This is a genomic window from Methylomonas defluvii (genome assembly GCF_033949435.1).
GTDB classification, from domain to species: domain Bacteria; phylum Pseudomonadota; class Gammaproteobacteria; order Methylococcales; family Methylomonadaceae; genus Methylomonas; species Methylomonas defluvii.
This window is the reverse complement of the sequence record NZ_JAXARY010000015.1, coordinates 108,593-127,699: the sequence shown is the minus strand read 5'-3', so window position 1 is coordinate 127,699 and position 19,107 is coordinate 108,593. Positions and strand designations below refer to the sequence as shown.

19 protein-coding genes are annotated in these 19,107 nt (G+C 53.4%); 7 read left to right on the top strand and 12 right to left on the bottom strand.

The features are described from left to right. Positions 1-140: 140 nt before the first annotated feature. From QLH52_RS16315 to QLH52_RS16285, 7 genes are all read right to left on the bottom strand, one after another. Complete coding sequence (locus QLH52_RS16315; RefSeq protein ID WP_051669653.1) at positions 141-461, bottom strand: cold shock domain-containing protein; 321 nt, start codon at positions 459-461, stop codon at positions 141-143. A 355-nt stretch (positions 462-816) separates the two neighbouring features. Continuing rightward, positions 817-1,179 (bottom strand): hypothetical protein, encoded by a 363-nt coding sequence (locus QLH52_RS16310; protein WP_033155415.1) that lies wholly within the window; start codon positions 1,177-1,179, stop codon positions 817-819. Between the two features lie 105 nt (positions 1,180-1,284). Then, positions 1,285-1,692 (bottom strand): ketosteroid isomerase-related protein, encoded by a 408-nt coding sequence (locus QLH52_RS16305; RefSeq protein WP_033155416.1) that lies wholly within the window; start codon positions 1,690-1,692, stop codon positions 1,285-1,287. Positions 1,693-1,754: 62 nt separating this feature from the next. Continuing rightward, positions 1,755-2,291 carry a cob(I)yrinic acid a,c-diamide adenosyltransferase gene (cobO, locus tag QLH52_RS16300; protein WP_033155417.1) on the bottom strand — a complete coding sequence of 179 codons (537 nt, stop codon included), beginning with the start codon at positions 2,289-2,291 and terminating at the stop codon, positions 1,755-1,757. Between the two features lie 181 nt (positions 2,292-2,472). After that, the gene (locus QLH52_RS16295) at positions 2,473-3,303 is read right to left on the bottom strand and encodes a hypothetical protein (RefSeq protein ID WP_319962254.1); all 831 of its coding nucleotides are present in this window, start codon (positions 3,301-3,303) and stop codon (positions 2,473-2,475) included. A 132-nt stretch (positions 3,304-3,435) separates the two neighbouring features. Continuing rightward, positions 3,436-4,200 (bottom strand): VPLPA-CTERM sorting domain-containing protein, encoded by a 765-nt coding sequence (locus QLH52_RS16290; RefSeq protein WP_319962253.1) that lies wholly within the window; start codon positions 4,198-4,200, stop codon positions 3,436-3,438. A gap of 86 nt (positions 4,201-4,286) precedes the next feature. Then, complete coding sequence (locus tag QLH52_RS16285; RefSeq protein WP_319962252.1) at positions 4,287-4,616, bottom strand: hypothetical protein; 330 nt, start codon at positions 4,614-4,616, stop codon at positions 4,287-4,289. A 133-nt stretch (positions 4,617-4,749) separates the two neighbouring features. Between QLH52_RS16285 and QLH52_RS16280 the strand changes: the two genes are divergently transcribed. After that, positions 4,750-5,694, top strand: coding sequence for a ribokinase (locus tag QLH52_RS16280; RefSeq protein ID WP_319962251.1), 945 nt, complete (start codon positions 4,750-4,752; stop codon positions 5,692-5,694). Here the strand turns inward: QLH52_RS16280 and QLH52_RS16275 are convergent. Genes QLH52_RS16275 through QLH52_RS16260 form a run of 4 tightly spaced genes read right to left on the bottom strand, consistent with a single transcriptional unit; the run spans position 5,691 to position 9,312 of the window. Further along, the gene (locus tag QLH52_RS16275; protein WP_319962250.1) at positions 5,691-6,509 is read right to left on the bottom strand and encodes a GntR family transcriptional regulator; all 819 of its coding nucleotides are present in this window, start codon (positions 6,507-6,509) and stop codon (positions 5,691-5,693) included. The two genes, QLH52_RS16280 and QLH52_RS16275, sit on opposite strands and share 4 nt — an antisense overlap. A gap of 19 nt (positions 6,510-6,528) precedes the next feature. Then, positions 6,529-6,795, bottom strand: a complete 267-nt coding sequence (locus tag QLH52_RS16270; protein ID WP_319962249.1) for a SemiSWEET transporter — start codon at positions 6,793-6,795, stop codon at positions 6,529-6,531. Positions 6,796-6,805: 10 nt separating this feature from the next. Next, the gene (locus tag QLH52_RS16265; protein WP_171695991.1) at positions 6,806-7,000 is read right to left on the bottom strand and encodes a hypothetical protein; all 195 of its coding nucleotides are present in this window, start codon (positions 6,998-7,000) and stop codon (positions 6,806-6,808) included. A gap of 5 nt (positions 7,001-7,005) precedes the next feature. Then, the gene (locus tag QLH52_RS16260; protein WP_319962248.1) at positions 7,006-9,312 is read right to left on the bottom strand and encodes a DNA translocase FtsK; all 2,307 of its coding nucleotides are present in this window, start codon (positions 9,310-9,312) and stop codon (positions 7,006-7,008) included. A 171-nt stretch (positions 9,313-9,483) separates the two neighbouring features. Here QLH52_RS16260 and trxB point away from each other — a divergent pair, with 171 nt between their 5' ends. Continuing rightward, positions 9,484-10,440: a thioredoxin-disulfide reductase gene (gene trxB / locus QLH52_RS16255; protein WP_319962247.1), complete on the top strand. Its 957-nt coding sequence runs from the start codon at positions 9,484-9,486 to the stop codon at positions 10,438-10,440. A 43-nt stretch (positions 10,441-10,483) separates the two neighbouring features. Here trxB and QLH52_RS16250 read toward each other — a convergent pair whose 3' ends face one another. Continuing rightward, positions 10,484-11,056: a methyltransferase family protein gene (locus QLH52_RS16250; protein WP_033155427.1), complete on the bottom strand. Its 573-nt coding sequence runs from the start codon at positions 11,054-11,056 to the stop codon at positions 10,484-10,486. An 88-nt stretch (positions 11,057-11,144) separates the two neighbouring features. On the opposite strand from QLH52_RS16250, the gene QLH52_RS16245 reads away from it, so the two are divergent. The 5 genes from QLH52_RS16245 to QLH52_RS16225 are packed head-to-tail and all read left to right on the top strand — an operon-like array spanning position 11,145 to position 19,107. Continuing rightward, positions 11,145-11,843, top strand: a complete 699-nt coding sequence (locus tag QLH52_RS16245; protein WP_319962246.1) for an ABC transporter ATP-binding protein — start codon at positions 11,145-11,147, stop codon at positions 11,841-11,843. Further along, entirely contained in the window at positions 11,840-14,251 is a 2,412-nt protein-coding gene (locus QLH52_RS16240) for an ABC transporter permease (RefSeq protein ID WP_319962245.1), read from the top strand. Before QLH52_RS16245 ends, QLH52_RS16240 begins: the two co-directional genes overlap by 4 nt. Positions 14,252-14,298: 47 nt before the next feature. After that, positions 14,299-16,485, top strand: a complete 2,187-nt coding sequence (locus QLH52_RS16235) for a PhnD/SsuA/transferrin family substrate-binding protein (RefSeq protein ID WP_319962244.1) — start codon at positions 14,299-14,301, stop codon at positions 16,483-16,485. Then, the gene (locus tag QLH52_RS16230) at positions 16,482-18,668 is read left to right on the top strand and encodes a CHASE domain-containing sensor histidine kinase (protein WP_319962243.1); all 2,187 of its coding nucleotides are present in this window, start codon (positions 16,482-16,484) and stop codon (positions 18,666-18,668) included. The genes QLH52_RS16235 and QLH52_RS16230 overlap by 4 nt, the downstream gene beginning before the upstream one ends. Continuing rightward, entirely contained in the window at positions 18,658-19,107 is a 450-nt protein-coding gene (locus QLH52_RS16225; protein WP_171695996.1) for a response regulator, read from the top strand. The genes QLH52_RS16230 and QLH52_RS16225 overlap by 11 nt, the downstream gene beginning before the upstream one ends.

Below are 19,107 nucleotides of genomic sequence, written 5' to 3'. Positions count from 1 at the left end.
CAGTGGGTATCTGTAAGCAGTTGGCGTGGCATTCGCTAGTTATCGTTTGATTGAAAACTCAATCAATATGGCTCGCCAATCGATTTTCAAAGGGATTATGACAAAATGGCAACAGCCCCTAATGACAGGCTTTCGGCGCGCTAGAAAAAATAAGCCGCTACTGCCCCGCTTATCAGAGCAAGTGCCGCCGCCAGCAACCATACCCACAGTTTAGGCTTACCGGATTTTTGCTCGTAAGGCACGCCTTCGATGCGCGCATTCACTGCTTTCAATTTACCGCCCGTATCACGGGCGACTTCATAAAACAACACATCGCCGCGCACCGGACGGCGGGCCATGCCTTTTAAAGAGGAAATATGTACAAAAATATCTTTGTCGCCGTTATCCGGCTGAATAAAGCCAAAACCTCTATCGTCTTTCCAGGTTTTTAAAACACCTTTCAGGATGGTCGTATCCGCCATCTTTTCACCTCTAGTTAATTATTATTTTTGTGTATTTTGTCTGAAAAATCCCGAAAACATAAAACCCGGCCTGGGCGCTTTTGATCGATTACGCCGCCTGACTTTGCGATTCCCGGTAAACCTAGCATCCGCTACTACGATGCGTTAGCTGTTTTACCAGCCAACGTGCCTGGCAAACGGCAGACGGTATTGCCGGTTCTGTTTGGATGGTTAATTTGCGAAGAAGACGACGACCACACCCGGCGTCGATATTCATAAAAGCACTGACAAATCGGCTAACGAAATCTTTCACCGCTAACCGATCAATGGGAGACAAGACGGCGTTTCCAGCTATCGCGCAAAACGCCGTCTTTGATTAAAATTTCTTGTCAATCAAAACCTTATCATCGATAACCAGCTTCGACACGCCTCCCAATGCCAAATGCAGGGTACAGGATGCGGTTTTGAAGTTAGAGTCTTTCTCGCCTACCCATTCCATCGTGACATAGGTCGTTTTATCGGTATCGGTTTTGGACGGGAAATACACTTGGGTACCGGTTTTGTTTTCGATCAATTTCGGACATTTTTGGTTAGCCATTTCCTGCATGGCTACCAACGTGCGGATTTGCGCAGCGGCCTCTTTTTCCTCGTTGGATTGATCCTTGCTGACACCCACCAAGATAAAACCGGCTACAAACACCCCCACCACAGCGATCATCAATTTCTGTGTTTCACCCATTGTTGCTCTCCTCTGTTTTGTAGTTATTTTTTCGGCGAATCCGAATTGTTACCCTTCGGATTCTATGCCAATCGACCGGTATCGGCAATGCGCCTGACAAAAGCCTTACTGCGGATCCACCTGCGCAATCCAATCGCCTAAATTATAGTAGTTGGTGATGCGCGCGACTTTACCGTCGCGAATATCGAAAAACGCGCCGGCCGGCAAACGATAAGTTTGGCCGTTGGCTTCCGGCAGACCTTCGTCGGTATTCAGATATTCGCCCAATACCACAAACTCCGCTGCGCCGCGGGTGCCGTCCTCGTTAGCCATGATCACCATATCCACCAACTGTTCTTTGTAGTGGTGATTCATTTTTTTCATGAACTCAGCGAAAGCAGCCTTGCCTTGCTCGCGGTCGCCCTGGTTGATGTCATGTACCACATCGTCGGTCAACAAGCTCAGAAAGGTATCCATGTCGCCGCTGTTGAATGCTTGATAGTACTGTTCGATAAGTTTTTTTGCTTGTTGCATAGTGGTATTGGTGCCTGTATTAAAAACCGGCAATTCTGCCAGAAGCCCGGTTTTTTTTCAGCTTAAAATTCCACGCCCTGCTCGGCTTTGATGCCGGCGGCAAAAGCGTGTTTGATTCGGGTCATTTCGGTGACCGTGTCTGCTGCTTCGATGACTTCCGGTGCCGCATTGCGGCCGGTCATCACCAAGTGTAGCCAGGTGGGTTTATCGTTTTTGATGAAATCGGCGATCTCCTGGCCGCTGATCCAACCGTAGCCACAGCAATAATTGATTTCGTCGAGGATCACCAAATCAAACTCTTCGGAGAGGATTTTTTGTTTAGCAAACTCCCAAATTTCCCGGCTGGTTTTAATATCTTGCTCCGGATTCTTGGTGTCCCAGGTAAAACCATCGCCCAAGGCATGCCACTCGATTTCTTCGAATCGCGTCGCCGCCCGTTGCTCGCCGGTTTGCCACTGGCCTTTGATGAATTGAATCACGCAGACCTTCATGCCCCACCCGGCGGCGCGGAATACCATGCCAAACGCACTTGAGGACTTACCCTTACCTTCGCCGGTGTGTACCAGTACGACACCGTGCCTTCTATCTCTGGTTTTCATTAATTATGTTTCTCTGGCCGATTTAGCAGCCGCTCGTTCAAGTTGGCCGGACATTGTAACAACTTAGTAGCTGCTAAGAGACAGAAGCAGGAATGCCGCACCGCAACCGGTCAGGCGAAGGGCAAAAGCCGCAGTGAAGAATACTTTTGCCGCGCCTGCTTAAAGGCAATGGCGTGTCGATCTAGCCCAGGCACGACTTGCGCCGTACGGAATAGCCCAACGTATACAATCCGGCAACAAAAGTCCAAAACGCGGCAGGTAACGGCACGGGGGCGTAGCTAAAACCGCTGCCGCTCAGCAGCTGATAACGGCTATCGGCAATACCGAGATACACCAAACCGGTGTTCCCGAAATTAGCGGACGACTGGGTCAGAGTAGGTTTGAAATAGCTACTGGCGCCCGCGCCGACTTCCAGAAAAGCATCCAGTGAAATCAAGGTATTGACCGGCACCGAAAATGTCGCCACGCCGGTACACGACACCAGCCATGAACAACTGAAGCTGCGCGGTGTATAACCATTTTCCGTGAAAGAAATACTGTCACCCGTACTTAGTTGCACAGCACCGCTGGCGGCCGCGGTGCCGGACAATGCTCCCGACACCAAATAAGTCAAAGTCAGATCGATATTTCGACCGCTGGGGCCCACCAACTTGAAGTTATCGGCAAATGACACCCTGCTGCTGGCGCTGGCGACATTCGCGGCATAGGCTGTCGCACTGGCACTGGCACTGGCTTTCATTACGCCGGGAGTGACAAAACCGCCGGCGGCTGAGCGGTACGTCTCAACGTAACTACCCGGCCCGCCCGCATTGGGTACTTGATACAACGCATCGACCGCATACGATGAAGGGCTATTGATGTTGTTTAACACCTTGGAATCCGCATCGTAGGACTGACTGCCATAAGCGGCGTTCGCGCTAGCGATCACGGTCAACGATGTGGTGTACGCAGCTGCTGTTGGTGCATAAGCCAACACTGCACAAAGCGCCAGCAAAGACGGGAAGCGATTCATAAAAGCCCTCTAATTGATTAACGTTGTTAAAAATGGTGGATGTCACAACTACCGGCCAAGCTCAAAACGAGTGCCGAGCGATTAAACGCTACTTGGGAAATCAGAAAAGTTTCAGATACCGGCCGCAGCGGCTCATTGCCGACGCACCGCTCCGATTAGCGCCAATAATGCCGATCCGAAAAGCCAAGCCGAGGCTGGCAACGGCACTTGAGAAATCCCTGAAACGTTTGCGTAAGCATGAGTGGTAACCTTGAAGGATACCCGCCCTGTACTCGTGGTAGGCAGCGTGACCGATAAAGTGCCAGCGGCCTGGTTCGGCAAACTACCGACGAAACTGGCATTAAGGAACAGATCCTTACGGCTGGACAAAGATCGGTTGGGATCACCGAAATCGTTTACCACCAGTAACACCCAGGCCGCCGCCACATCATTGGTACCGCTGCCAGGCACCAAACCGATATTCATGCTGTAGTCGACCGAGAAGGTTGTCGCACCGGCTCCTGAACCGGTAAAGCTGCCGGTGCGATAACTCTCGGTGGTCACTGCATCGCCGAATGCTGGATCTGTATCCTGGGAATAGCTGTGCAAAATATTTGAATCGACATCGGCTTTCGAGGTAAGCGAGCGAATCCCGCTCCCCGTTTGTAAGCTGGCCAACGGCGTCACCCAATCTGATGAATAGGTGCCTTCCCCGTAAGGCGTGTCCATCCGCGTATCCACGCGCGAAGATTTATCGTACCAAGCAATTCCGGCATTGGTGCTGGTTCCCGAAGTCACTCTCAAGGTATTCCAGTCAACGCTAACCTCGGCAGTTGCGCTCGCACTCGCGACGGCATTTGTATTGAAGACCATCAGATCGAGGATGGACAGGGTTAGTAATGCAGTTTTGACTTTCATAATATTTCCTTTGGAAATGCGAAGCTTGGCTTCACCGGTCAGTTCGAATTTCTAAACGAACTGAAATCGGTAGCATAAATAGAGGGCTACTCACTTGGACCAATGGCCAGATAACTGCAAACTACATCGACATCGGTTTCCAAACCGGTTTCGGTATTGGCTGCCGAAATGGCTATCAGGTCTCGGCCACCAGCCGCACCACCCGGAACGTACTCGATAGACCACGGAACAAACGTGGTACCCGCGTTAGACATACCTTCGGCCGAATAAATACTAACGGTTACATCAGGTCTGGCCGAAAAAGGTGGCACACTGGCCCAGAGCAATCGGGTATGCGCGCCGCCCTCGCCTGGTGTCATGCTTTCCGTACCGCTGACGATTTGGGTGTTATTGATATTCAGAACTTGCTGGGTCATAGCGAATACTCCATCTTTTTGGTATTTAATTAAGTAACCATATAGATACCATTTAGATTTTTTTGCGTCAATCGTAAATTATTGGTTTTATTTCGGTACTATTTCACAGACTTTTTTCTAAAACGGAGATGTCGTGTCCATCCTAGTATTAGCCAGCTATGTCCATGCTCATTGCCTGAACGTTGAGCACTTACCTTGCTCGGGCGAATCCTTGCAAGCAACCGGCATGATCGAGGAACACGGCGGCAAAGGCTTGAATGTTGGCATAGCCGCGCATAGGCTTGGCGCTGAGGTGGCAATGCTATTGCCGCTGGGAATGGACTCGGCGGCGGATGAAGTAATTGAGCTCATCAAGAACGCGGGCATGAACAGCCGCTGGCTGCTGAAAACAGGACCGCAATCCGGTTTTGGCGTGGGCTTCATTAGCCCGACCAGCGAGAACTTCCTCGCAGTCTATCCGGGCGCCAACACGCTGCTGAAAGAGGAACACGTCGAACAAGCCCTGGTCTCCCTGCCCCATCTAAATCTGATTTACGCCCAATTCGAAATCCCGGAAGCACCGATCCACAGAGCCTTCCAGATCGCTGGTCAGCGTGGTATCCGCACTATGCTGAACCCCTCGCCCTGGCGGCAACCTGATCCCGGCTTGTTAAAGCTGACCGATATTTTGGTGGTAAACGAAACCGAAGCCGCTGCATTATTCGGCCTAAGCAACAATGTGATCAGCCTGGCACAGTGGCTGAGTAACTTATGCAAGTGGACGCAACAAATTGCCTGGTCCGGGGAACTACTGGTGGTCACACTGGGTGAGGCGGGATGCGTGGCGTTGACGAAAGGCGTGGTTCTTCACCAACCGGCTTGGCCAATAGCTGCACTGGACGCCACCGGTGCCGGCGACGCATTCAGCGCCGGCCTGGCAACTGCCTTACTGAATAGTCTGAGTTTAACCGAGGCTTTGAGACTAGCCTGTGCCTGCGGTGCCTGGGTTGCCAAGCATCATGGCGTATTGAGGTGCTTGCCGACGCCAGCCGAGATCGACCACTTTATGAAAACCAATCCAATACCAAAATTAGTCTAGTTCGGCCGGATCTTTAGATTGACCCGGTAGGTATAGGCGTCGCCGCGAAACGTGCCTTCGACATACTCCACGATCTGCCCGTTGTCGGCGTAGGTCTTGCGCTTCAACAACAAGCAGGGACCCGGCTGGTCAAACCCGAATACGCCGGCTTCCACGTCATCGCTGAGCACCGCTTCTATGGATTGTTCGGCGTGCACCAAGCCCAAGCCACATTGGATCTCAAGGTATTGATAGGCGGAGCCTTCGCCGTTCCAATCAGCCAAAGCCGGCGCTACCGTTAGATCGTACCAAGCCACTTCGCGCGATAGCGGCATACCGTCTCCCAAGCGCACCCTTACCAAACGTAGAAATCGCGTAGACGCCGGACGATTAAAAATAGACGCGATAGTTCTATCGACGACAATCTTGTGCTCGAGAATTTGCGTAGACGGGGTAACTCCCAACTCGCGCATTTCCTCGGTAAAACCTTTCAGTTTACCCATCTCCGGATTGATCCGCGAAGGTGGCGCCTTAACCGTGACACCGGCGCGACCATGAGTAGCAATACAATCCTGAGCCCGCAATTCTTCATAACAACGCCGCACCGTGGTGCGACTAAGATCCAGCGCTTCCGCCAAAGCCCGCTCGGACGGCAAACTAAAACCATCTCCGAGCTCGCCGGACTGGATCATATCGGTGATGCGTCTTTGCAGTTGCTTGTAGACAGGCTCGGAAATGCCGGTATTCGGGCGAATTTTCTCAATGAAAGCACTGCTGTCATTGGCGGCGAAACTATCGGTTTTTATTTCGATATGGCTGGAAGCACTGGAAGACATTGTGGTTGACCCGGCATATTCATTTACGCAGCAGATTGTGAATCTTAAAGCCCAAGATAGCCGCTGCCAGCAAAAAGGTAATAGCGTTGGCTACTATGATAGCTATGTTCAGCAAATAGATACCATAAATCAACCACAGCAACACCCCCAAGGTAAACATGCTGTACATGCCTAGCGACAAGGATTCGGTGTCGCGGGTTTTGAAGGTCTTAATTGCTTGAGGCAGAAAAGAAGCGGTAGTCAAAGTCGCCGCCAGATAACCGATTAACTCGGGAATTAGGTTCATGTCAGAAAAATCAAGCCGAGAAATGTTGCCAGCCAAAGTAGCTTAAGGCGACCAGCAATAATTGCGCGAAAGCCAACAGCCAGAAATAACCCACAAACATCATGATCTTAACCGGCGTTTCCTGGCTTTGTTTAGAGCTGACTAACCAGCCGCCGATGCCGGAAACGGCAGCGACGACCAGCAAGCCTATAATGATAATACTCATTGCAATCAGCGCGGCGGGGGTGCCAATACCTCACGGGAGCCGTTGGTTTCCGGCATGCTGACCACGCCGGCGTTTTCCATGTCTTCGATGATGCGCGCCGCGCGGTTGTAACCGATTTTGAAACGGCGCTGCACGCTGGAGATAGACGCTTTGCGCGATTCGGTAACGAACGCCACCGCTTCATCGTAAAGCGCATCGGATTCGCTGTCTTCGCTGTCCAAACCGGCCACTTCGCCGCTATCGGTGCGCTCTTGAGTGATTTCGTCCAAATAATTGGTCGGACCGGTTTTTTTCAGGAACTCCACCACCCGATGTACCTCGTGGTCATCCACAAACGCACCATGGGCGCGCAACGGGATACTAGTGCCGGACGGCAGGAACAGCATGTCGCCGTTACCCAGCAAGGCTTCCGCACCGCCTTGGTCAATAATGGTCCGGGAATCGATGCGCGACGATACCTGGAAAGAAATTCGGGTCGGCACATTGGCTTTGATCAAACCGGTCAACACATCCACTGATGGACGCTGGGTTGCCAACACCAAATGAATACCAGCGGCTCGTGCCTTTTGCGCCAAACGGGCGATCAGTTCCTCGACCTTTTTACCGACCACCATCATCATGTCGGCCAACTCGTCGATGACGATGACGATGCTGGGTAGTGTGTCCAGCAAAGGATAGTCTTCCAATGCCACCGGCGTTTCCGGCCGGAATAGCGGGTCGCGAATCGGCTGACCGGCCGCTTCCGCTTCCCTGACCGCCTGGTTATAACCGGCCAGATTTCGCACACCCAATTTGGACATCAATTTGTAACGACGCTCCATTTCCGCCACCGCCCAACGCAAGGCGTTTTGCGCGTCCTTCATGTCGGTAACGACCGGCGTCAGCAAATGCGGGATGCCTTCGTACACCGACAATTCCAGCATCTTCGGGTCTATCATGATCATTCGCACATCTTCCGGCTTGGCTTTGTACAGCAAACTCAGAATCATGGTGTTGATCGCTACCGATTTACCGGAACCCGTGGTGCCGGCCACCAGCGCATGCGGCATTTTGCCCAGATCGGCCACCACTGGCGTGCCTGAAATGTCCTTACCCATCGCGATGCTGAGCTTGGATTTAGCCCGCTCAAACTCATCCGATACCAGTAAGTCGCGTAGCGAAACCATTTCCCGCTCTTGATTCGGAATCTCCAAACCAATCACCGATTTACCTTCGATAATCTCGACGATACGCACGCTGGTTACTGACAAACCGCGCGCCAAGTCTTTGGCCAGGCTGCTGATGCGGCTGACTTTCACACCGGCCGCCAAGCGTAATTCGAATCGGGTAATCACCGGCCCAGGCAATACCGCTTCCACTTCGGCGGCGATACCGTAATCCTGCAATACATCCTCGACTTGGCGGGAAATTTCTTCCAGCTCGGTTTTGGAATAGCGCTTCACCTTGATTTCACGCTTGTCCAGCAAAGACAAGGTTGGCAAGGCGTTGATATAGGCGCCGGGCTCCATATCGTCCAAGGGCTTGCTGTCTTTTCTACGCAAGGGTCTAACCGCGGCGGCGGCAGAAGGTTGCGCGGTTTCCAGCACTTGAATTTGCGACTTTTTCGCGCGTTCTTCGGTTTTAACGTCCGGCTGCTGATTACGCGATTTTTTGGTTTCTTTTACTGGCTCAGGTCGCGCCGGTCTATCTGCGCGGTAACGCTCGGGCACCTCAACCGCCTGCCGACCCACTACCGAACAAGCCGTCATCGCGCATTTGCCGATAAACGCCATCATCGTCAGCCAGGACAAGCCGGTAAACAAGGTCACGCCGGTCATAAAAATGGCCAGTAACAACAAGGTAGAACCGGAGTTGCCTAACAGATGCACCAAGGCGTCGCCAATTTCCCGCCCCAGAATACCCCCCGGGCTTTCCGGCAAATCCATCTTGGTACGCAGAAAATGCAGGTGCAAAAACAGAATCGCCGAGCCGGACACTGTAGTGGCCAGAAAACCGGCCGAGCGCGACGCCAGCGCCCATTGCCCACCGGTCTGGCGGGAACCTTGAAACAGGATGTAGCCATACCAAAAAATCATCACCGGAATCAGGTAGGCCATCAAGCCCAGAAAACTCAGTACAAAATCCGCCAGCCAGGCACCAAACAAACCGCAGGCGTTACTGATGGATTGATACGATGTGCTATGACTCCAACCCGGATCGTTGGAATTAAAAGTGACCAGGGCAATTAAAAAAAACAACGCACAACTCGAAAATCCCAGTAATGCGATTTCGCGATAGCCTCGCGAGGCTCTTTCTTCCACAACAGCAACCATAGTTGTCGGCTCACAATAAAAGCGTCACAAAACATGATTATAGATGATGTAAATCGATTTCACATTAGCTTTACCGGCCACGCCATTAAAAACCAGTTGGTAAATCGGTTTTATCGCGGGGGGAATGCCCTTATAATTTTGCTACCCTAACCCGCATGGAGACTCGACATAATGGCTGCCGCAAAACATTGCAAACTCTTAATCCTAGGTTCCGGCCCGGCCGGTTACACCGCAGCCGTTTACGCCGCGCGCGCTAACTTGAATCCGGTGATGATCACCGGCATGCAACAAGGCGGCCAATTGACCACCACCACCGAAGTGGACAACTGGCCCGGCGACGTGGAAGGCCTGCAAGGCCCGGATTTGATGGAACGGATGCGCTTACACGCCGAGCGCTTCAATACCGAAATCATTTTCGACCATATCCATACCGCCGATCTGTCGCAAAAACCGTTCACGCTAACCGGCGATGCCGGCGTATACACCTGCGATGCGTTGATCATTGCCACCGGTGCTTCCGCGAAATATCTGGGTCTGCCGTCCGAAGAAGCCTTCAAGGGTAAAGGCGTTTCCGCCTGCGCCACTTGCGACGGTTTCTTTTACCGCAACAAACCGGTCGCGGTGATCGGCGGCGGTAATACTGCTGTGGAGGAAGCCCTGTATTTATCCAACATCGCCTCTGAGGTGATCGTGGTGCACCGGCGCGATAAATTCCGCTCCGAAAAAATTCTGTCGGACAAGCTGATCGAAAAATCAAAATCCGGCAACGTGCGTATCGAATGGAATCACGAGCTGGACGAAGTACTCGGCGACGATATGGGCGTTACCGGTCTGCGTATCAAGAGCACGCAGGACGGTAGCACCAGAGATTTGGACGTGCACGGCGTGTTTATCGCCATCGGCCACACCCCCAACACCGACATTTTTGCCGGCCAACTGGAGATGGACCACGGCTACATCGTCGTTAAAAGCGGCATCCACGGCAATGCCACGGCCACCAGCGTGCCCGGCGTATTCGCGGCTGGCGACGTGATGGACTCACATTACAAACAAGCTATCACCTCAGCCGGCGCCGGCTGTATGGCGGCTTTGGATGTGGAAAAATATTTGGATGAATTGACCGGCTAGGTCTATCCGCTATTGGGGCGGTTAAAACCGCCCCAATACGCTTTCAATATATCCAAGGCAACAGCCGCCAGGTAGACCGGCAAAAATCGGCATAAACCGCACCGAACTCCGCCAGCAACATCCGCTCTTCAATCTCGATTCTGCGAATAAACGCCCAAACCGTCGGCCCTAGCAACATCGCCAACGCCAGAACATCGCCCATCGCCACTCCGGCGGCAAACAAGGCTATCAACAAGCCGGTGTAGGCCGGATGCCGTAGCCAACGGTAAGGCCCTTCTTTGATTAATCTGTGTTCTTGCTGTATCAGCACGTTAGTTGTGAAAAATCGGCCCAATTTCATCACCGCCACGTAACGCAAATAAAGCCCCGAAGCAAACAACAGCATGGCCAACATTTGCCTAGGCAGATAATCAATCCTTATAGGCGCCCACGCCAGATTTTTAAACCACAATGCCAGCGCCAGACTTGCCAAAATACTGATCCACAAAATGCGCTGCGAACGCCGCTCCGTATTCACGACCGGCCCGGCTTGCAGCGCAGTACGGCGGGCCAAAGCAATTTCCGCCGCTATCCAAACCATGCAAAGCATTAGCCACAAAATCCGTACCGATGTCATTGATCGCCCTCCGGCGCAGTGTGCGTGAGATGACGGGTATGCCAGGATCCCCGCGCCTCGTGTAACATACCGCAATTTGCCGGCTGTTATGAAAAAGATCATCGAACTGAAACAGGTTTATAAGGACTATCCGCAAGCCGGCACGCTGCAAACTGTCTTGCATGACATCAACCTGGATATTTATCCCGGCGAATTCGTCGCCATCGTCGGCCCGTCCGGCAACGGCAAATCCACCTTATTAAATCTGCTGACCGGCATCGACCATCCCAGCCAAGGCCAAGTCAGCGTCAACGGCACCGAGCTGCAAACACTCAGTAACGAAAAACTCAGCATCTGGCGCGGCGCCAATGTCGGCATCGTGTTTCAATTCTTCCAGTTATTGCCTACCTTGAATCTGCTGCAAAACATCGTGCTACCCATGGACTTTCTCGGCTCGTTAAACAAGCAACAGCGCCGCGACCGGGCCATGTATTTGCTGGAACTGGTCGGATTGGCCGATGCTGCGGAGCGCTTGCCCGGCCAGGTTTCCGGCGGCCAACAACAACGGGCGGCGATTGCCCGCGCGCTGGCCAACGATCCCCCGCTGATCGTCGCCGACGAACCCACCGGCAATCTGGATGCGGCCACCGCCGATTCGGTGTTCGATTTGTTTGCGCATCTGCGCGATCAAGGCAAAACCCTGGTAATGGTCACCCACAACGAAACCCTGGCCGACGCCGCCAGCCGCAAACTGGAAATCCGCTCCGGACGGATCCACGCCGACAGCAAGCCGGTGAACCTGATTTGAATACGCTCTGGTATAAAGTGTGGGCCGACTTATGGCTGACTAAAAGCCGCACTGCCTTGGCGATTATCAGCATCGCCGTCGGCGTCTGCTGTGTCGGCACATTGTTCGGCATGATCGATTTGCTGCTGGGCAAAATGGATGCCGCGCATCGGCAATCGCAACCGTCACACATCAATCTGATTTTGAGACAGGATGCAGACATCGGTTTGCTGGAGCAAATCAAGGCCCTACCTGGCGTAGCCGGCGTCGATACGCTGACGCCGCTGAGCGTGCATTTCCGCCAACCTGGCGAGACCGACTGGCAATTGGGAACTCTGATCATCCGGCCAGACTACGACAAGCAACATTTCGACAAAACCGCATTACAATCCGGCGATTGGCCGGGCGTTAATCAAGTAGCGATAGAAAACCTGTCCGCCCTGTCCAGCGGCATGCAAAGCGGCGACATAGAATTCGAAACCGCCCAAGGCCCGCAGACCTGGCCTATAGGCGGTATCGTCCGCCATCCCTTCGTTAAACCGCCCAAATTCGGCGGCCAAATACATTTTTTTGCCGGCACCGCGCAAGCCACCCAATTCGGCATTCCGGCACACAGTTTCCGGCAGTTGCTGGTGCAAATCGCCGAACCTTACAGCAGTGAATCCGCCCGCAGCGTTGCCGGGCAAATTCGCAGCCTGCTGAGCGCGCAGCATATCGGCGTCAACGTCACCTTGTTACAAGACCCGGAACAACATTGGGGCCGGCCGTTTTTAGCCGGGATCAACGGCGTCCTGCAAATCATGGCCTTGGTCTCGTTAGCCCTAGCTAGCGTATTGATTTTAAACACAGTATCGGCCCACATTACCCAGGAAACCGACCAGATCGGCGTCATGAAAGCGCTGGGCGCCAAGACCATCACGATTGCCAAACTGTATCTGCTGGAAATCCTGTTTTTATCGTTGACGGCGATAGTTTTCGCCGTACCACCCGCCCTGGCTACCGCTTATTTCAGTGCCTGCCGACTGCTGGCTTTATTCAACATCGATTGCGGCGCATTTGCCATTTCCGTGCCAGCCATTAATTACATGCTACTCGGCGGCCTGCTGGCGCCCTTGCTGGCGGGTTTGCCGCCGATTCTGCGCGGCGCTGCGCTGACGGTGCGTGCAGCAATCGCCAGTTACGGCGTGGGCGCCGATTTTGGCTACAACCGTTTCGATCTACTAATTGAGAAGTTCGGCGCGCGCTTTCTGCCGACTTTATCCGCCGCAGCCTTAGGGAATTTGTTCCGCCGTAAAGCCAGGCTGGTCTTGACGCAAAGCGTATTGGTCTGCGCCGGCGTGATGTTTTTAGTGTTGACCAGTTTGATCGCCTCGCTGAACTTAACTCTGGATCGGGAAATGGCCCGCAGCCGTTATGCTGTAAGGCTGGGCTTTACCAGCGACCAACCCGAGCAAAAAGTACGTGACATCGCCGCAGCGGTAGTCGGCACGGAACAAATTGAATTCTGGCAACGATCCAGCATACAAATTGCCAAGGACGGCATAGCTTTGCCGCAAAAAGGCAGCCTTGGCCTGCAGATGCTGGCATTGCCGGCCAACTCGACTATGTACCAACCTCTGATTGAATCCGGACGCTGGTTGCAAGCCAGCGACGCTGGTCAGCGCGTGCTAGTGCTGAGTGCGGATACGGCCGCGCTCAACGGTATCCAAGCCGGCGACATGCTGGACGTCGCGCTAGGCGCCGATCACCAAAAATGGCAAGTGATAGGTATCTATCGTTGGTTGGCCGGCAATAGCTATGCGGTGGAACCGGTCTATGCACCGTTGGAAACTCTACGGCAGATCACTCAAAACCTGGAAATGGCGTCGTTTGCACTGCTGGATGCGTCGGTCGCCGACCTACATCAGGAGGCCGACTACCTACGCAACTTGCAACAACAGTTTCAGGACCATGATGTACAACTGGATGTTTACACCACGCTTGCCAAACTGGAACAACGCCAGTTTACCCGCAACCAGTTCAAATCAGTGCTCAACACCCTGCTGGGCCTGGCCTGCATGATTGCAGCGGTCGGCGGTATCGGTTTATCAGGCACATTAGCCATTAGCGTATTGCAGCGCATTCGCGAAATTGGCGTGTTGCGCGCCATCGGCGCCCCGTCCAAAAAAATATTCCGCATGTTTTTACTGGAAGGCCTGCTGCATGGCGGCATGGCTTGGTTACTGAGTATTCCTTTGGCTTATTTGGCCGCCGAGCCGCTAGCCAAACAACTCGGACAGACTATGCTTGGCATACGGCTGGATTTCCGTTTCGACTGGTGGGCTGTTCTGTACTGGCTGATGATCATGTTAATCGTGGCCTGGATAGCCGCCTTCTGGCCGGCGCGCAAGGCAACCCGCCTGAACATTAGAGAATGTTTGGGACATTGAACAGCTGAGTATTGGGTTTTACCTAAATGAGCCGTGGCCATTTATTAATGATTACAAACGCTTTGCTTAACCGGATTAAATTTCTGTTACTGGGCTGTTGCGTGCTGGTCAGCTTTTCAGCGCTGGCCGACGCACCGGTGCGGATCGGTGTATTAGCCTATCGGCCCAAGCCGCAAACCCTGGAACAATGGCAAGCACTGAGTAAAGTCTTGCACCAGGCTATACCGGAGCGCGAATTCATCGTCGAAGCTTTGAACTACGACGAACTGGAGGCCGGTGTGGACAGTAGCCAATTGGACTTTGTGCTGACCAATCCCGGCCACTATGTCCATATCAGCTATCAACACGGCTTTTCAGCACCGCTGGCCACATTGCTCAGACACGAGGACGGCGGCTCTCAGGATAAGTTCGGCGGCGTCATCTTTGCGAAAGCCGAGCGTTTGGATCTCAACGCACTCGGCGACCTGCGCGGCAAAAAAATCGCCGCTACCAGTCAAGACTCCCTGGGCGGCTTTCAAATGCAAGCCTACGAAGCCGCCCAAGCCGGCATAGACATAGTCAAGGCATCCCAATTGGTCATCACAGGTATGCCGCACGATGCGGTAACGGAAGCGGTATTGTCCGGGCACGCCGATATAGGCTTTGTCCGCACCGGAGTTCTGGAGGATTTGGCCAAAAATGGCAAGCTCGATCTGCGGCAAATCAAAATCCTCAACGTCCAACCCTCTACTGAATTCAAGCTGCTATCGACTGCGCTTTATCCCGAGTGGCCGTTTTTAGCCATGCCCAACGTAGACCGCGCGCTGGCCAAAAAAGTCGCCGGCTGTTTGCTGCTGATGAGCCCCGACCTCATTCCGGGGATTGAAGGCTTTACCATCCCGGCCGATTACAATTCGGTGGAACAACTACTGCGGAACGTGCGCGCCAAGCCGTTCGACGCCGTTCCGTCATTCACGTTGACGGATATTTGGCAACGCTACCCGACACCGATACTGGCACTCAGCGCCGGTGTCATGCTGGTAGTGTTGCTCAGCTTGAGTTTGTTCTGGGTAAACCGTTATCTCGCTGCGGAACGGCGCCGAGTCCGCGAACAGAATATTCGGCTGGCGGATAGCGAATATCGCTGGAAATTTGCTCTGGAAGGCGCCGACGAAGGGGTATGGGATTGGGACATCATCAGCGGCGAGGTGTTTTTCTCGCCGCGCTGGAAATCAATGGTGGGTTATCAACCGGAAGAATTCGCCAATAACTTCGATGCCTGGCGCGACAGCCTGCATCCGGACGATACCGACCGGGTACTGCAAACCCTGTCCGACTACTTCGACGGCAAGAATAAATTGTATTGGGTGGAGTTTCGCATGCGCTGCAAGGATGGACGCTATAAGTGGATACTCGCCAAGGGCATGGTGGTGGCGCACACGCCGGAAGGCAAACCGCAACGGATGTTGGGTACGCATGTCGATATCGACAAGCATAAACAGATAGAACAAGAATTAAGGCAAAGCCACGACGCCTTGTTGCGTTCCAATGTTGATCTGGAACAGTTCGCTTACAGCGTCTCCCACGACATGCGACAGCCTTTGCGCATGGTCTCCGGCCATTTGCAATTTTTGGAACGCAATCTCAGGGAGTCACTGGATGAAGACGCGCGGCAAAATCTGAATTTTGCGCTGGAGGGTGCCAAACGGATGGATGCGATGATCGTCTCGCTGCTCGAGTATTCGCGCGTCGGCCGCAAGACTCAACAAAAATCCTGGATTGCCAGCGACGCAGTCCGCGACGAAGTGTTGCAATTCGTCGAACCCTTGGCAACACAATGCCAAGCCAACATCCGTTGCCAAGGCGACTGGCCTATCCTGTATGCCAGCCGCGACGAGCTCAGCCGCCTGCTGCAAAACCTGTTGGTTAACGCCCTGCACTACCGGCAAGAATACCAAGCTCCCATTATCGATGTTAACTCCGAGGTCATTGACGGCTGTTGGCGGCTCAGCGTGCGCGACAACGGCATCGGTATAGACCCCGGACAATTTGATAGGCTGTTTCAGTTCTTTAGCCGCCTGCAAGCCCGCACGCGCTTCGAAGGCACCGGTATGGGCCTAGCTTTGTGCCGGCGCATAATAGAACATCACAACGGCAAAATATGGGTGGATTCCGCCGGCGAAGGCCTGGGTTCCTGTTTTACGTTTGAAATTCCCTTGGGCTATACCCCCGCAACCGACAGCCAACCGACATGAATAAGCACCCTGAAACTTCGGTTGGCGCCCAGCCACGCTCAAGCCTGAGCAAACCGCGGTATTACAGCCATTGGCTGACGGTGGCAGTCCTGCTGATTACATTACTCACCAGCTACCAGGCTTGGCGGATTGCGGTTGAAGACTTGGCACACGAACGCCAGCTCTATTTCGATTTCCGCGTCCGGCAATTGGTGCAAAGTATTGAGCAACGATTACAAACTTACGAGCAAATGTTATATGGCGCCCGGGGTTTGTTTGCCGCATCAGGATTGGTAGAACGCAGCGAATATAGGGAATACGTCTCCGCACTGAACCTCGACCGACGCTTTCCCGGCATCCAGGGCGTGGGCTTTTCGCTGTGGATACCGAAAACCGAGAAAGACCGGCATGTTGCCGAGATGCGCAAACAAGGCTTTGCCGATTACGACATCCATCCCGTCGGCGAGCGGGATTTTTACACATCGATAATTTATCTGGAACCATTTTTAGGGCGCAATCTACGCGCATTCAGTTTCGACATGTTCTCTGAGCCAACTCGAAACCGCGCGATGAGCTATGCCCGCGACAACAATAGCCTGGGCATCAGCGGCAAAGTAATCTTATTGCAGGAAACCGAACAAGACGTGCAAGCCGGCTTTTTAATGTACCTGCCAGTGTATAAAAAGGACGTGCCGCACGACACGCTGGAGCAACGCCGCGCCGATCTGCTGGGTTGGGTTTACGCACCATTCCGCACCAAGGACTTAATGGCCGGAATTGGCGGCGAACTAGAAAGCGATTTGGGATTGGAAATATTCGACGGAGAAACATTAAACGAAGAAAGCCGCATGTACGGCTCCGCACCGCCGGCAAACATTCAACCACTATTGACTTCCAAACAACAGATTGTGTTGGCTTGCCACCCATGGACCTTATTGATTCATGCCGAACCGAATTTCCAAGCGCGGGTCGATCAAGACAAGCCATTCATTATCGCCGGCAACAGCGTAAGCCTGAGCCTGCTATTAAGTCTGTTGACTTGGCAATTGGTGAATAGCCGCAGCCGAGCAATGGCCCTGGCAGAAAACATGACCGCCGAATTGCGCGAGAGCGAAAGCCGGTTCCGCGCCATGGCAGACTCGGCGCCGGTGATGATTTGGCTCTCGGACACCACCCAGCGTTATTATTGGTTTAACAAAGTCTGGTTAGACTTTACCGGGCGCACTATCGAACAAGAACAAGGTAATGGCTGGTCAGAAACAGTGCATCCGGATGAACTGGCGTTTTGTCTAAACCACTACACGCAACACTTTGAAAAACGCCTGCCGTTCAGCATGGAATATCGGATGAAACGCTACGATGGTGAATATCGCTGGTTGCTCGACACCGGCATTCCCCGCTACGACGACCACGGCGAATTCGTCGGTTATATCGGCTCGTGCATCGACATTACCGAACGCAGACAAATCAGCATGGCGCTGGAAACCAGCAACGCCGATCTGAGCCGTTTCGCGGAAATTTCCGCCCATCATTTGATGGAGCCGACTCGCCGCTTCGGCAGTTTTACGCAACGCTTACGCAACTCATTGAAGGCGTATCCGGAAGCCTTAGGCGACGAAGACATTAATAGCAGCCTGGATTATCTGGAACACGACGCCCAGCGTTTAATCGGTCTGGTACGTGACATTCAACTGTATGTGACGGCCGATCAAGCCCGCGACAAAATGACCCACGTGGACGCCAAAGCCGCTGCCGAAGCAGCTATCCAGGCATTAGCGGACAAGATAGCAACTGCCGGCGCCAGTGTCAGCGTCGGTGAATTACCGCATGCCTTTATCGATCTCCCCCGCATGGCCGAGCTTTTTAGATTGCTTTTGGACAATGCCCTCAAGCACGGCAGGCCAGCTCATCCTGAACACCCCTTACACATCGAAATTGGCGGCGTATCCGATCTGGACGTAAATCGTTATTATGTGCGCGATAACGGCGACGGAATCGATGCGGAATACCGGCAACGGGTCTTTGAAATTTTTGAGCGCCTGCATTATCGCGACAACGAGGCCGGCACCGGGATCGGTTTGTCGATAGCCCGCCGTATCGTCAGTAGCTGTCGCGGCAAAATTTGGATAGAAAGTACGGCGCAGAACGGTACGGCAGTGGTGTTCGAGCTACCCAATATCGAAGGAAATAAGCATGACGGATAAATCAACGCCGCTGTTCGATGTGCTGCTGGTGGAAGACGAACCCGCCGACGCCCATCTGGTGAAAATGAGTTTCAAGGAAAACCGGGTGCGTTGCAATCTGCATCATGTCTGGGACGGTGTCGAAGCGCTGGCGTTTTTGCGGCGGCAAGGTGCCGACTATACCGATGTGCCGCGCCCGGATTTGATCTTGCTGGATCTGAATATGCCGCGTATGAACGGCCGCGAGTTTCTGGCTAAAATCAAGTCGGAACCGGACTTCTCCAGCATCCCGGCTATTGTCCTGACCACATCCGATATTGAGCGCGACGTAGTGGCAACCTACCAACTAGGCGCCAGCAGTTACATCACCAAGCCGGTGGATGTCGAACAATTTATCGCGGCGGTTCGGCAAATCGAAGGCTATTGGTTCAATGTCGTGCGCTTACCCAGCAAGCAATAA

Bases quoted from the DNA above. Each gene is read 5' to 3' on its own strand.
- QLH52_RS16315 (WP_051669653.1), bottom strand. From the start codon at position 461: ATGGCGGATACGACCATCCTGAAAGGTGTTTTAAAAACCTGGAAAGAC.
- QLH52_RS16310 (WP_033155415.1), bottom strand. From the start codon at position 1,179: ATGGGTGAAACACAGAAATTGATGATCGCTGTGGTGGGGGTGTTTGTA.
- QLH52_RS16305 (WP_033155416.1), bottom strand. From the start codon at position 1,692: ATGCAACAAGCAAAAAAACTTATCGAACAGTACTATCAAGCATTCAAC.
- cobO (WP_033155417.1), bottom strand. From the start codon at position 2,291: ATGAAAACCAGAGATAGAAGGCACGGTGTCGTACTGGTACACACCGGC.
- QLH52_RS16295 (WP_319962254.1), bottom strand. From the start codon at position 3,303: ATGAATCGCTTCCCGTCTTTGCTGGCGCTTTGTGCAGTGTTGGCTTAT.
- QLH52_RS16290 (WP_319962253.1), bottom strand. From the start codon at position 4,200: ATGAAAGTCAAAACTGCATTACTAACCCTGTCCATCCTCGATCTGATG.
- QLH52_RS16285 (WP_319962252.1), bottom strand. From the start codon at position 4,616: ATGACCCAGCAAGTTCTGAATATCAATAACACCCAAATCGTCAGCGGT.
- QLH52_RS16275 (WP_319962250.1), bottom strand. From the start codon at position 6,509: ATGTCTTCCAGTGCTTCCAGCCATATCGAAATAAAAACCGATAGTTTC.
- QLH52_RS16270 (WP_319962249.1), bottom strand. From the start codon at position 6,795: ATGAACCTAATTCCCGAGTTAATCGGTTATCTGGCGGCGACTTTGACT.
- QLH52_RS16265 (WP_171695991.1), bottom strand. From the start codon at position 7,000: ATGAGTATTATCATTATAGGCTTGCTGGTCGTCGCTGCCGTTTCCGGC.
- QLH52_RS16260 (WP_319962248.1), bottom strand. From the start codon at position 9,312: ATGGTTGCTGTTGTGGAAGAAAGAGCCTCGCGAGGCTATCGCGAAATC.
- trxB (WP_319962247.1), top strand. From the start codon at position 9,484: ATGGCTGCCGCAAAACATTGCAAACTCTTAATCCTAGGTTCCGGCCCG.
- QLH52_RS16250 (WP_033155427.1), bottom strand. From the start codon at position 11,056: ATGACATCGGTACGGATTTTGTGGCTAATGCTTTGCATGGTTTGGATA.
- QLH52_RS16245 (WP_319962246.1), top strand. From the start codon at position 11,145: ATGAAAAAGATCATCGAACTGAAACAGGTTTATAAGGACTATCCGCAA.
- QLH52_RS16235 (WP_319962244.1), top strand. From the start codon at position 14,299: ATGATTACAAACGCTTTGCTTAACCGGATTAAATTTCTGTTACTGGGC.
- QLH52_RS16230 (WP_319962243.1), top strand. From the start codon at position 16,482: ATGAATAAGCACCCTGAAACTTCGGTTGGCGCCCAGCCACGCTCAAGC.
- QLH52_RS16225 (WP_171695996.1), top strand. From the start codon at position 18,658: ATGACGGATAAATCAACGCCGCTGTTCGATGTGCTGCTGGTGGAAGAC.